Origin of the sequence: Pseudoxanthomonas sp. Soil82, from assembly GCF_040446535.1 — a bacterium.
Classification (GTDB): Bacteria; Pseudomonadota; Gammaproteobacteria; order Xanthomonadales; family Xanthomonadaceae; genus Pseudoxanthomonas; species Pseudoxanthomonas kaohsiungensis.
Genome location: NZ_JBEAAK010000001.1, coordinates 1,107,278 through 1,119,836 on the forward strand (window position 1 = coordinate 1,107,278; position 12,559 = coordinate 1,119,836).

General features: G+C 67.6%; 14 protein-coding genes. 6 read left to right on the top strand and 8 right to left on the bottom strand.

Annotated features, from left to right (window positions below):
* Position 1: 1 nt before the first annotated feature.
* Genes ABKA19_RS05000 through ABKA19_RS05025 form a run of 6 tightly spaced genes read right to left on the bottom strand, consistent with a single transcriptional unit; the run spans position 2 to position 4,438 of the window.
* Positions 2-745, bottom strand: coding sequence for an SDR family NAD(P)-dependent oxidoreductase (locus tag ABKA19_RS05000; RefSeq protein ID WP_353687922.1), 744 nt, complete (start codon positions 743-745; stop codon positions 2-4).
* Position 746: 1 nt separating this feature from the next.
* On the bottom strand, positions 747-995 hold the full coding sequence (locus ABKA19_RS05005) for an acyl carrier protein (protein WP_353687923.1): 249 nt from the start codon (positions 993-995) through the stop codon (positions 747-749).
* Entirely contained in the window at positions 992-1,759 is a 768-nt protein-coding gene (locus tag ABKA19_RS05010) for a GNAT family N-acetyltransferase (RefSeq protein WP_353687924.1), read from the bottom strand. Before ABKA19_RS05010 ends, ABKA19_RS05005 begins: the two co-directional genes overlap by 4 nt.
* Positions 1,756-2,712 carry a glycosyltransferase family 2 protein gene (locus ABKA19_RS05015; RefSeq protein WP_353687925.1) on the bottom strand — a complete coding sequence of 319 codons (957 nt, stop codon included), beginning with the start codon at positions 2,710-2,712 and terminating at the stop codon, positions 1,756-1,758. Before ABKA19_RS05015 ends, ABKA19_RS05010 begins: the two co-directional genes overlap by 4 nt.
* Positions 2,713-2,747: 35 nt before the next feature.
* Positions 2,748-3,692 (bottom strand): electron transfer flavoprotein subunit alpha/FixB family protein, encoded by a 945-nt coding sequence (locus ABKA19_RS05020; protein WP_353687926.1) that lies wholly within the window; start codon positions 3,690-3,692, stop codon positions 2,748-2,750.
* On the bottom strand, positions 3,692-4,438 hold the full coding sequence (locus ABKA19_RS05025; RefSeq protein ID WP_353687927.1) for an electron transfer flavoprotein subunit beta/FixA family protein: 747 nt from the start codon (positions 4,436-4,438) through the stop codon (positions 3,692-3,694). Before ABKA19_RS05025 ends, ABKA19_RS05020 begins: the two co-directional genes overlap by 1 nt.
* Positions 4,439-4,663: 225 nt before the next feature.
* Between ABKA19_RS05025 and rfbB the strand changes: the two genes are divergently transcribed.
* The 4 genes from rfbB to rfbD are packed head-to-tail and all read left to right on the top strand — an operon-like array spanning position 4,664 to position 8,074.
* Positions 4,664-5,719 carry a dTDP-glucose 4,6-dehydratase gene (rfbB, locus tag ABKA19_RS05030; RefSeq protein ID WP_353687928.1) on the top strand — a complete coding sequence of 352 codons (1,056 nt, stop codon included), beginning with the start codon at positions 4,664-4,666 and terminating at the stop codon, positions 5,717-5,719.
* Complete coding sequence (gene rfbA / locus ABKA19_RS05035) at positions 5,716-6,606, top strand: glucose-1-phosphate thymidylyltransferase RfbA (protein ID WP_353687929.1); 891 nt, start codon at positions 5,716-5,718, stop codon at positions 6,604-6,606. Before rfbB ends, rfbA begins: the two co-directional genes overlap by 4 nt.
* Positions 6,603-7,160 carry a dTDP-4-dehydrorhamnose 3,5-epimerase gene (gene rfbC / locus ABKA19_RS05040; RefSeq protein WP_353687930.1) on the top strand — a complete coding sequence of 186 codons (558 nt, stop codon included), beginning with the start codon at positions 6,603-6,605 and terminating at the stop codon, positions 7,158-7,160. The genes rfbA and rfbC overlap by 4 nt, the downstream gene beginning before the upstream one ends.
* Positions 7,157-8,074, top strand: a complete 918-nt coding sequence (gene rfbD, locus ABKA19_RS05045; RefSeq protein ID WP_353687931.1) for a dTDP-4-dehydrorhamnose reductase — start codon at positions 7,157-7,159, stop codon at positions 8,072-8,074. The genes rfbC and rfbD overlap by 4 nt, the downstream gene beginning before the upstream one ends.
* 156 nt (positions 8,075-8,230) lie before the next feature.
* On the opposite strand, the gene ABKA19_RS05050 is transcribed toward rfbD, so the two are convergent.
* Both ABKA19_RS05050 and ABKA19_RS05055 read right to left on the bottom strand, forming a co-directional pair.
* The gene (locus ABKA19_RS05050; RefSeq protein WP_353687932.1) at positions 8,231-9,634 is read right to left on the bottom strand and encodes a mannose-1-phosphate guanylyltransferase/mannose-6-phosphate isomerase; all 1,404 of its coding nucleotides are present in this window, start codon (positions 9,632-9,634) and stop codon (positions 8,231-8,233) included.
* Between the two features lie 25 nt (positions 9,635-9,659).
* The gene (locus tag ABKA19_RS05055) at positions 9,660-11,006 is read right to left on the bottom strand and encodes a phosphohexomutase domain-containing protein (RefSeq protein WP_353687933.1); all 1,347 of its coding nucleotides are present in this window, start codon (positions 11,004-11,006) and stop codon (positions 9,660-9,662) included.
* Between the two features lie 163 nt (positions 11,007-11,169).
* On the opposite strand from ABKA19_RS05055, the gene ABKA19_RS05060 reads away from it, so the two are divergent.
* Entirely contained in the window at positions 11,170-11,883 is a 714-nt protein-coding gene (locus ABKA19_RS05060; RefSeq protein WP_353687934.1) for a CoA transferase subunit A, read from the top strand.
* Positions 11,883-12,512, top strand: coding sequence for a CoA transferase subunit B (locus ABKA19_RS05065; RefSeq protein ID WP_353687935.1), 630 nt, complete (start codon positions 11,883-11,885; stop codon positions 12,510-12,512). Before ABKA19_RS05060 ends, ABKA19_RS05065 begins: the two co-directional genes overlap by 1 nt.
* Positions 12,513-12,559: the final 47 nt, after the last annotated feature.

The following is a 12,559-nucleotide window of genomic DNA, read 5'->3' on the forward strand; positions in this document are numbered from 1 at the left end:
CTCAGACCACCATCTGGCCGTCGATGCCGATCACCTGCCCGCTCACGTAGGTCGAGTCCGGGCCGAGCAGGAAACCTGCCAGGCGCGCGACTTCCTCCGGGGTGCCGGCGCGGCCCATGCCGATCGATGCGACCCGCGCGGCGTGGGCGGCTTCGGGCATGTCCCGCGTCATGTCGGTGTCGATGAACCCGGGCGCGATTGCGTTGACGCGGATGCCGCGGGGCGCGAGTTCCTTGGCCGCCGAGAGCGTCGCTCCGACCATGGCCGCCTTGCTTGCCGAATACAGCGAGAGGCCGGCCGCGCCGCGCGTGCCCATGATCGACACCAGGTTCACGATGCTGCCGGCGCCACCCCGCGTCATCAGGCGCGCGGCGTACTGCATGGCCATCAGCGGTGCCTTGACGTTGACCGCCAGGACACGATCGATGTCCTCCGGCCGGATCATCCCGAGCAGTCCTTCATGGAGGACGCCGGCGTTGTTCACCAGCCCGTCGAGCCGGCCATGCCGTGCAAACACCTGCTGGAAGAAGGGGGCGATGCCGTCGCTGTTGGAAAGGTCCAGTGCGACGCCGTGCACGTCCGCCGCGCCGGCTCGCAGACACTCGCTGGCCACGTCGTCCAGGCTGGCCGAATCGCGTGCCGCCAGCACCAGGTGCGCGCCCCGCGCGGCACTGTCCAGTGCGATCGCGCGGCCGATGCCGCGCGAAGCCCCGGTCACGATGATGACAGTGCCGTCGGTGGCCATGTCAGGCCGATGCGCCGTGCTTGGCGAGGATCTCCCGCGCCTTGCCGACCGAGTTCATGTCGATGACGTCGTCCATGTCGATCATCACCCCGAAGGCGTCTTCCAGCCCTGCCACGACGGACATGTGCGCGATCGAATCCCATTCGGGGATGGATGCGTACCTGAGGTCGTCGGTCACGCGCTCCGGTGCAATGGCCAGGACCCTGGCGAACACTTCGATGACGCGGTCATTGGAGGCACTGTCGTTCATATGAATTTCCTGAAGCCGAAAAGGGTCGATTCGTAACGGAAGCCAAGCTTCGCGTACAGGTTGACGATGCCGGTGTTGGCCGCCGAGACGAGGGTGGAACACGAGGCAACGCCGCGATCGCGCAGAGACTCCAGCGCCACGGTCCACAGCGGCAGCGCGAGGACGGCATAGCGCGCGGTGGCGCCGGTGAGGATCAGGTCGGCATGGCGCCCGTCCGCGGCGACGCGCTCGGCATGGAATCCGACGACCCGGCCGCCGGACTCGGCGGTGCGCATCAGGCCCTGCTGCACGAGGTCGCCGACCCAGTTCGCCGTGCGGGCCGCGGCGAGGTCGCGACCGATTGCGGGATCCTCGAGGAAACGGCCATGGTGGAAGTCCTCGCGTGCAATGCGCTTGAGTTCCTCGATGTCGTCAGCGGCGACATCGCGCAACTGCGGGCGCATGCGCTCGGGGACGGCCGGCAGTCCGTCGAACCCGTTGCGCGCCAGCGTCAGGGAACACTCGACGATGGCGTAGCCGGTGGCGAGCACGCCTGCCTTGGCGGGCCCGCAGGCCGCGTCGAAGCGACCGAACAGGTAGCGAACGTCCTGCCCGGCGCACCACTGTTCGGCCTGCTCCAGCAGCTCGACGGCGGTCTCGGTCGTGTCGACCTGCAGGCGCACGATTTCCGCCGTGCGCATGCCGAGCGCGCGCTCGTCCCATGGGGTCAGCCGCACGTCGGCGCTGCCGCCCGGCAGCTCGAGGGAGATCGTGCCTGCACTCACGACGAGGTGTCCTCGGCGACGATGTAGTACGGCCGCCCCTGTACGTTGCGGAACACCTGTCCCACGTACAGCCCGACCACGCCAAGGCTGAAAAGCAGCATGCCGCCCACCAGCCAGACCGAGGCGATCATGGAGGTGTAACCGGCCACGGCGATGTCGCCCTCGAACCAGCGCGCGACCGCCAGCGCGACCATGACGAAGGCCAGCATCGAGCAGCCGATGCCCAGCATGGCCACCAGCTTGAGCGGCTTCTCGGAATAGCTCAGGGTGATGCCGGTCGCCAACCGCAGCAGCTTGCGCAGCGTGTACGAGCTGCGTCCTTCGGCGCGTTCGGAGTGTTCCACCTGCAGGTAGCCATGGCGGAAGCCGGCCCACTTGACCATCAGCGGGAAAGAACGGTCGCGCTCGGGCATCCTGCACACGGCATCGACCACGCGCCGGTGGAAGACTCCGAAATTGGCGGTGCTCGAGTCCTGGGCGTTGCCGGTCAGCCAGCTCAGCAGCCGGAAGAAGCCCCACGAGGACAGGCGCTTGGACCAGCTGTCCTTGCGGTTACGCCGCTGAGCGAACACCACATCGTAGCCCTCGTCGCAAGCCTTGCGGTAGAGGTCGGGGATGGCCGCGGGCGGATCCTGGAGGTCGCAGTCCATCACGACGACCCACTCCCCGCGCGCATGCTCGATGCCCGCGGAAATGGCCGAGTGCTGGCCGAAGTTGCGTGCAAGGCGCAGGCCCCGCAGCCATGGACGCGTCGCGGCCAGCTCCTGGATGCGCGGCCAGGCCTGGTCCGGACTGGCGTCGTCGACGAGGATCAGCTCGAACGCCTCCCCAAGCCCACCGACGTGGGCGGCGACGCTGTCGACCAGCTCCTCGAGGCAGCCGCGGCATCCGTAGACGGGGGAGACCACGGAAATCGGGATGCAATGGTCGTCGGGTGGGGCCTGGTTATACATGCGTGCAGTGCGTTCCGGCGAGTGCGGGGCGGCGGTCAGCCGAGCGCCTTTTCCAGTTCCGGCAGAAGCTGGAACAGGTCCCCCACCAGCCCGATGTCGGCCACCTCGAAGATCGCCGCCTCCGGGTCCTTGTTGATCGCCACGATCGTGCCGGCGTCCTTGATGCCGGTCAGGTGCTGGATCGCGCCGGAGATGCCGATCGCCACGTACAGTTCCGGGGCGATGATCTTGCCGGTCTGGCCGACCTGCATCTCGTTGGGGCAGTAGCCGGCGTCAACCGCGGCGCGCGAGGCACCCACCGCCGCGCCGAGCTTGTCCGCCAGGCTGTAGACGATGCGGAAGTTCTCCTCCGAGCCCACGCCGCGGCCGCCGGAGACCACCCGGCGCGCGCTCTGCAGGTCCGGACGGTCCGACCTGCCGGCCGCCAGGCCGATCCAGCGCGTGTGCGAGGGAAGGGGGGCCTCGGCGCTGGTCGCTTCGACCGCGGCATTGCCGCCGCCGGCTGCTTCGGGCCAGGACGCGGTGCGTACGGTGGCGACCACGGTCTTCCCGGCCGGCGCCTCGACCGTGGTGACTGCGTTACCTGCATAGATCGGCCGCTTGAATGTGTGGCTGCCCTCGACCGCCATCAGGTCGGAGACCTGGTTGACGCCCAGCAGCGCGGCCACGACCGGCATCAGGTCCTTGCCGAAGGTGGTGGAGGGGCCGAAGACGTGGCTGTATCCGGCTGCCAGCTGCGCGACCTGCGGGCCGAGGACCTGGGCCAGGGCGTGCGCGTTGGCCGGGTTGGCCACCGCCAGCACGCGCGCCACCCCGCCGATCTGCGCGGCCTGCGCGGCCACGGCCGACGGGTCGGCTGCCAGCACGACGATGTCGATGGCGTCCGGCGACAGCGCCTGCGCGGCGCTGACCGTGCGCGCGGTCGAGGCGTTGAGCTTGCCGTCCAGGTGTTCGGCGATGACCAGTACCTTGTTTGCCATCACAGCAACCCCTTCTGCTTCAGTGCGGCGACCAGCTCGGCCGCGTCCTTCACCATCACGCCCTTGCTGCGCTTCGCGGGCGGGGCATAGGTGGTGGTCTTCAGTTCCGCGCCCGCCTCGACGCCCAGCTCGGCCAGCTGCAGGGTCTCCAGCGGCTTGCTCTTGGCCTTCATGATGTCCGGCAGCTTGATGAAGCGCGGTTCGTTCAGGCGCAGGTCGGTGGTGACCACGGCGGGGAGGTCGACTTCCAGCGTTTCCAGGCCGGCGTCGACCTCGCGGGTGACGGTGGCCTTGCCGCTGGCGACCTCGACCTTCGAGGCGAAGGTGGCCTGCGGCCGGCCCCAGAGGGTGGCCAGCATCTGGCCGGTCTGGTTGGCGTCGTCGTCGATGGCCTGCTTGCCCAGGATCACCAGGTCCGGCTGTTCCTTCTCGACCAGCTTGAGCAGGGTGCGGGCGGCCGCCAGCGGCTGGACCGGCTGGTCGGTGACCACGTGGATGGCGCGGTTGGCGCCCATGGCCAGGCCGTTGCGCAGGTGGGCCTGGGCGTCGGCCGGGGCGATCGTGGCGACCACGACCTCGGTGGCGATGCCCTTGTCGCGCAGGCGCAGGGCTTCTTCCAGGGCGATCTCGTCGAACGGGTTGGGCGAGAGCTTGACGCCCTCGGTGACCACGCCGGAGCCGTCCGGCTTGACCTGGATGCGGACGTTGTAGTCCACCACGCGCTTGTAGGCGACCAGGATCTTCATCGTGCGGGGATTCCTTCGGATAACGGGGCGGCCCGGCCGCGGCGGCAGGCCCGGGGCGGACCGCCGATTGTACCGGGTGGAGGGGGTCCATGCGATCGGGTATGGTCTCCGTCTTCCGCGACCGGGCTCAAGGTTCCGCGCCCTCCGACCCGATCGGTTCCACCCGAAGACGCTATGCTATCTGCCCATGGATTTTCAGCTCCGCCCGCGGATTAGGAGTCTTGCTTGGCAACTTGGTTGGTCACCGGCGGAGCCGGCTTCATTGGCGGCAATTTCGTACTCGAGGCGGTTGCCAGGGGGGTGCGGGTCGTCAACCTCGACGCACTGACCTATGCCGGCAACCTGGACACGCTGTCCTCGCTCGAAGGCCATCCGGGTCACGTGTTTGTCCACGGCGACATCGGCGACCGGGAGCTGGTGGCCCGGCTGCTGGCCGAGCATCGCCCTGAGGCGGTCGTGAACTTCGCCGCCGAGAGCCACGTGGACCGCTCCATCGACGGTCCGGCCGCGTTCGTCCAGACAAACGTCGTTGGTACCCTCGGCCTGCTGGAGGCCGTGCGCGACTACTGGAAGGGCCTGGAGGGCGATGCCAGGGACGGTTTCCGTTTCCTGCATGTGTCCACCGACGAGGTCTACGGCACCCTGGGCGAGACCGGAAAATTCACCGAAACGACCCCGTACGCGCCCAACTCCCCCTATTCGGCATCGAAGGCCGCGTCCGACCACTTGGTCCGCGCCTTCCACCATACCTATGGGCTGCCGGTGCTCACCACCAACTGCTCGAACAACTACGGCCCCTACCACTTCCCGGAAAAGCTCATTCCGCTGGTGATCGCCAAGGCCCTGGCCGGCGAGCCGCTGCCGGTCTATGGCGATGGCAAGCAGGTGCGCGACTGGCTGTTCGTGGCCGACCATTGCGAGGCCATCCGCACCGTGCTGGCAAAGGGGCGGGTGGGCGAGACCTACAACGTCGGCGGCAATTCGGAGAAGCAGAACATCGAGGTGGTGTATGCGATCTGCGCCCTGCTCGACCAGCGCCGCCCGCGGCAGGACGGCCAGCCGCGCAGCAGCCAGATCACCTATGTCGCCGATCGCCCGGGCCATGATCGCCGCTACGCGATCGACGCCTCCAAGCTGAAGGACGAGCTTGGCTGGGAGCCGAAGTACACGTTCGAACAAGGCATCGCCACCACCGTGGACTGGTACCTGGAAAACCAGGACTGGGTGCAGCGGGTACTGGACGGCAGCTATCGTCTGGAGCGCATCGGAGTGACGGCATGAGCGCACGCAAAGGCATCATCCTGGCCGGCGGTTCCGGCACGCGGCTGTATCCGATCACCCGCGCGATCAGCAAGCAGCTGCTGCCGGTCTACGACAAGCCGATGATCTACTACCCCCTCAGCGTGCTGATGCTGGCGAGGATCCGCGAGGTGCTGATCATCAACACCCCGCACGAGCAGGCGCTGTTCCAGGCGCTGCTCGGCGACGGTTCGCAGTGGGGGATGCGCATCGAGTACGCGGTGCAGCCCAGTCCCGACGGATTGGCCCAGGCGTACCTGATCGGCCGCGACTTCGTCGCTGGCCAGCCAAGCTGCCTGGTGCTTGGCGACAACATCTTCCATGGCCATGGCCTGACCGCCCTGCTCAAGCGCGCTGATGCGCGGAAGGACGGAGCGACCGTGTTCGGCTACTGGGTGCGCGACCCGGAGCGTTACGGGGTGGCGGATTTCGATGCGCAGGGCCGGGTGGTCGGTATCGAGGAGAAACCGGTCCATCCTCGCTCCAACTATGCGGTGACCGGCCTGTATTTCTATGACGGCAAGGCCAGCGACTATGCCACCGAACTGAAGCCGTCGCCGCGCGGGGAGCTGGAGATCACCGACCTCAACAAGCGCTACCTCGAGGACGGCAAGCTCTACCTGGAGCAACTGGGCCGGGGCTATGCCTGGCTCGATACCGGCACGCACCAGTCGTTGCTGGAGGCTTCGACGTTCATTGAGACGATCGAGGCACGACAGGGCCTACGCGTGTGCTGTCCCGAGGAAATCGCGTTCGGCAATGGCTGGATCGACGTGGCTGCGCTGGAGAAGCTCGCCGCGCCTCTGGCCAAGAACGGCTACGGACACTACCTGCTCGAACTGGCCCGGCGTGGCACGGTGGCCCGGTGAAGCTGGTCGAGACCGGCCTGCCGGGCTGTCTGGTAATCGAACCGGCGGTATTCGGCGACGAACGGGGGGACTTCTTCGAGACCTGGAACGCGGAGCGTTTCGCCCAGCACGGCTTGCCGGCGAAGTTCGTGCAGAGCAACGTGTCCACGTCGGTCAAGGGCGTGCTGCGCGGCCTGCATTACCAGTGGCCGCGCCCACAGGGCAAGCTGGTCAGCGTGCTGGAAGGCGAGGTGTACGATGTGGCGGTCGACATCCGCCGCGGTTCGCCGGCGTTCGGTCGTTGGGAGGCGGTGATCCTCAGTGCGGAGAACCGTCGCCAGTTCTGGATCCCGGAAGGCTTCGCGCACGGCTTCGCGGTATTGTCCGAGCGCGCGGTTTTCAGCTACTTGTGCACCGATGTGTACGTGAAGGAAGCCGACGCCGGCGTGCGCTGGAACGATGGTGGCATCGGCATAGACTGGCCGGTCTCCGATCCGTTGTTGTCGGACAAGGACAAGGCCGCCCCGTTGTTGGCCGACATCCCGAAAGAGCGGCTGCCGCTCTACTCCGCATGACCCGGCTGCTGGTTGTCGGCGCCAATGGCCAGGTCGGGCGCGAGTTGCGTCGCAGCCTGGCACCCTTGGGCGAGGTGGTTGGCGCGACCCGCGATGGCGTCCTCGATTCAGGTGAGGCCTGCCAGGTCGCGGACCTGTCGGATCCGCAGGCTCTCGCCGCGCTGGTCGCCGATGTGGCACCGTCGGCCGTGGTCAATGCCGCCGCCTACACCGCGGTGGACAAGGCCGAGGGCGACCGGGAGTCGGCGTTCGCGGTCAATGGCGAGGCCCCCGGCGCGCTGGCGCGTGCGTGTGCTGTTGCGGGCGTTCCGTTCATCCACTACTCGACCGACTACGTGTTCGACGGCCAGGGCATGCGACCTTATCGCGAAGACGACCCGACCGCGCCACTGGGGGTCTACGGGGCGAGCAAGCTGGCCGGCGAGGAGGCCGTGCGCGGGAGCGGGGCGCGGCACTTCATATTCCGTACCGCCTGGGTCTACGGCGCGCATGGCCACAACTTCCTGAGGACAATGCTGCGCCTCGGTGCCGAACGCGACTTGCTGCGCGTGGTTGCCGACCAGGTTGGATCGCCAACGCCGGCGGCCCTGATCGCCGACAGCACCGCGGCGGTCGTGTCGCAAGCGCTGGCCGACACGGGACGCGGCGGCGGCACCTGGCACCTGGTCGCTTCAGGTGGAACCAGCTGGCATGGCTTTGCCGAAGCGATCTTCGACGAGGCGGTTGCCGCGGGCCTGCTTGCGCGCGCGCCGAAGGTGGAACCCATCGCCACGGCCGACTATCCCACGCCCGCGCGCAGGCCCGCCTATTCCAGGCTCGACACCTCACGCTTCCAGCACGACTTCGGCATCGACCTGCCGGACTGGCGCCAAGGCCTGCACGAAGTGATCGCAGCGCTGGCGCGTTCCACGTAGGGGCCGATTCATCGGCGACCCGACCCCGCTTAGGCCGCCAAGTTCCAGGCGCGCCGTAGGAAGCTGCAAGGCCCCGGCGGTCTCGAGGGCCTACTGTCGGTCACCACAACCAGCGTACGCCAGGGCAGGCGTTTCGCCGCGCTGCCTGTGCGGCCGCTACGCGCGTCCGTACGTGTCCTCGAAGCGGACGATGTCGTCCTCGCCCAGGTAGCTGCCGGACTGCACTTCGATCAGCTCCAGCGGCAGCTTGCCCGGGTTCTTCAGGCGGTGGGTGACGCCTAGCGGGATGTAGGTGCTCTGGTTTTCGGTGAGCAGGATGACCTCGTCGCCACGCGTAACTTCGGCGGTACCGGAAACCACGATCCAGTGTTCGGCGCGATGGTGGTGCATCTGCAGGCTCAGGCTCGCGCCGGGCTTGACCGTAATCCGTTTGACCTGGAAGCGCTCCCCGTTGTCGATCGAGTCGTAGGCACCCCACGGGCGGTACACCTTGCGGTGCCAGGTGGCCTCGGAACGCATCTCGCGCTTGATCCGGGCCACGACCTCCTTGACCTCCTGCATGCGCTGGCCGTTGCCCACCAGTACCGCATCGGGCGTCTCGACGACGATGACGTCGTCCAGGCCGACCAGGGCGATGAGGCGCTCGCCATAGGCATAGGTGTTGCGGCAGTCGACGGCGATGACATCGCCGTGGTGGGCATTGCCATCGGCATCCTGTGTGGAGACCTCGCGCAGCGCCGTCCAAGAGCCGACGTCGTTCCAGCCGGCATCCATCGGAACGAGCGCCGCGTCCGCGGTCTTCTCCATCACCGCATAATCGATCGAATCGGAGGGAACCGCGGCGAACGCTTCCTTGTCCAAGCGGACGAAATCCATGTCGCGCCGGGCCTGATTCCACGCGCTACGGGAGGCGTCAAGTATGGCGGGATTGAACTTCTGCAGCTCTTCCAGGTAGCGCGACGCCTTGAACAGGAACATGCCGCTGTTCCAGAAATATTCGCCGGACGCCACGTAGGCCTGCGCCGTGGCCAGGTCGGGCTTTTCCACGAAACGCTCGACGGCACGTACCTCGGTCCCGGATGCGGCCTTGATGTAGCCATACCCCGTCACCGGGCCGGTCGGCACGATACCGAACGTGACCAGCCTGCCGGCGGCGGCGGCCGGGAGCGCCAGCTGCACCGACCGCTGGAAGGCCGCTTCGTCGTCGATCACGTGGTCCGAGGGCAGGACCAGGAGGATCGCATCGTCGCCACCACGGGTGGCCTCGAGTGCGGCGACCGCGATCGCAGGAGCCGTGTTGCGGCCGATGGGTTCGAGCAGGATTGCCTGCGGTTCCGCGCCGACCTGCTGCAGTTGCTCGGCCGCGACGAATCGGTGCTCCTCGTTGGCGACCACCAGCGGGGCGCGGCCGGCGATCGGCGCGACCCGGCGCCAAGTGGCCTGCAGCATCGTCAGCTCGCCGGTCAGGGGCAGGAACTGCTTGGGGTACGACTCGCGTGAAAGCGGCCACAGGCGCGTACCGGAACCGCCTGACAGGATCACGGGAAGGAGCTCGTTCATCTCGTTACCGCCGTAGGGAGTGGGATCAGCCTGCGATCAGGCCGGACAGTTCTTCGGTGTGCCTCTTTAGCAGGTCGGCGTCGCCGCGGGTCTCCACGTTCAGGCGCAGCAGTGGTTCGGTATTGGAGCTGCGCAGGTTGAAGCGCCATTGGCCGAAATCGGCGCTGATGCCGTCTGTCTCGTCCAGCGATGGCGAAAGGTGCGCGTAATGGGCCAACACCCGGGCCACCGCGGCCTTCGCATCGGCCACGCGGAAGTTGATCTCGCCGCTGCAGGGAAACTTTTCCATGCGCGAGCCCACCAGCTGGCCCAGGCTCCGGCCGGTGCCGGAGACCAGGCTGGCGATCAGCAACCACGGAATCATGCCCGAATCGGCGTAAGCGAACTCGCGGAAATAATGGTGTGCACTCATCTCGCCGCCGTAGACGGCGTCTTCGGCGCGCATCTTCTCCTTGATGAACGCATGGCCGCTCTTGCACAGCACAGGAATGCCGCCAGCTTCCTCGACTTGCTCGACCGTGTTCCAGACCAGGCGCGGATCGTGGACCACCTTGCCACCCGGCTTCTTCGCCAGGATCGCCTGGGCGAGCAGGCCGACCAGGTAGTAGCCCTCGATGAAGCGGCCGGCTTCGTCGAAGAAGAAGCAGCGGTCGAAATCTCCGTCCCAGGCGATGCCGAAGTCCGCTCCATGCGCGCGGACGGCGTCGGCGGTGGCCTGGCGGTTGCCGGGCAGCAGCGGGTTGGGGATGCCGTTGGGGAAGCTGCCGTCCGGCTCGTGGAAGACGCGGACGAACTCGAACGGCAAGTGCTGCGCTAGCAGGTCCACGATCAGGCCGGCGCCGCCGTTGCCGGCGTTGACCACCAGCTTCAGCGGCTTGAGCGCGGGCAGGTCAACATAGGAGAGCAGATGGTCGATGTATGCGGACTTGTCCGCGTGCATCCGTTCGCCGGCGACCGGTGGTGCGGCGGGCGAGCGATCGGCCTGGACCGCATCAGAAATAGCGAACAGGCCTGTATCGGAGGAGATCGGACGGGCCTGCTCCTTGACCAGCTTCATCCCGTTGTAGTCCATCGGGTTGTGGCTGGCGGTCACCATCACGCCGCCGGCGGCGCCGAGGTGGTCGACCTGGAAATAGACCTCTTCGGTCCCGCACAGGCCGATGTCGAGTACTTCGCGCCCCTGGCTGCGCAATCCGGCCGATAACGCCGCCTTCAAATCCGGACTGCTGAGGCGGACGTCATGACCCAACACCACAGGGCCGTCGCCGAGCCGTGCGGCGAGCGCCACGCCGATCCGGCGTGCGAGGTCGGCGTCCAGTTCGTCCGGCACGCGGCCGCGGATGTCATAGGCTTTGAAGGCGGGCAGGGGCATCGGGCTACCTGGCGGAGCGGATCTACGATTCTAGCCGGTCCGGCGTCGCCTTCCCGGGGCCGTGCCGCAGTGGCCGACCCGGGCCCCATTGCCCGAAGGTACGTGTCGCGCCGCAGCATGCCCGGCTAGAATCCGGGTCTTGGGTTTCCAGACGAGGGCAGGCATGGCCGCTTCCAAACTCTATCCGGACGCGAAATCCGCGCTGGCCGACCTGGTCGCCGACGGCCAGACGCTGGCAGTGGGCGGTTTCGGCCTGTGCGGCATCCCCGAGGCGCTGATCGCCGCCCTGCGTGACTCCGGCGTGAAGGGATTGACGGCGATCTCCAACAACGCCGGTGTCGACGGATTCGGCCTCGGCCAGCTGCTGGCCACCCGCCAGATCCGCAAGATGATTTCGTCCTACGTGGGCGAGAACAGGGAGTTCGAGCGCCAGTTCCTGGCTGGCGAGCTGGAGCTGGAGTTCAACCCGCAGGGCACCCTGGCCGAGCGCCTGCGGGCAGGCGGCGCGGGCATCCCGGCGTTCTTCACCGCGACCGGCTATGGCACGGTGGTGGCGGAGGGCAAGGAAACACGCGAGTTCGGCGGCAAGCACTACGTGATGGAGACCGCGCTGGTCGCCGACGTCTCGCTGGTCAAGGCGTGGAAGGCCGACAGGGCCGGCAACCTGGTGTTCCGCAAGACCGCGCGCAACTTCAACCCGGCCTGCGCGATGGCCGGCAAGGTTTGCGTGGCCGAGGTCGAGGAAGTGGTCGAGGTCGGCGCGATCGATCCGGACCAGGTGCACCTGCCCGGGATCTACGTCGACCGCATCGTGCACAACCCGACGCCCGAGAAGCGCATCGAACAGCGCACCGTCCGCCAGCAGGAGAACAAGTGATGGCCTGGACCCGCGACGAGATGGCGCAGCGCGCCGCCCGCGAACTGACCGACGGCGCCTACGTGAACCTGGGCATCGGCCTGCCGACCCTGGTCGCCAACCACATACCCGATGGGGTGGACGTGTGGCTGCAGTCGGAGAACGGCCTGCTGGGCATCGGCCCGTTCCCGACCGAGGAGGAAGTGGACGCCGACCTGATCAATGCCGGCAAGCAGACCGTGACCGCCCGCCCCGGGGCCAGCTATTTCGGCAGCCACGATTCGTTCGCGATGATCCGCGGCGGCCACATCGACCTGGCGATCCTGGGCGCGATGCAGGTCACCGACAAGGGCGACCTGGCCAACTGGATGGTGCCCGGCAAGATGGTCAAGGGCATGGGCGGGGCGATGGACCTGGTCGCCGGGGTCAAGCGCGTGGTCGTGCTGATGGAGCACACCGCCAAGAACGGCGAGCACAAGATCCTGCCCGAATGCACCCTGCCGCTGACCGGCGTCGGGGTGGTTGACCGCATCATCACCGAACTGGCGGTGTTTGACGTGACTGAGAACGGGTTGAAGCTGGTCGAGGCGGCCCCGGGCGTGGCGCCGGACGAGCTCAAGGAGAAGACCGGGGTTCCGTTCGCTGCCTGACGCTACCCTCCGTCACCCGAGTGCGAAAAGAAGGCCCGGCGGGTCCG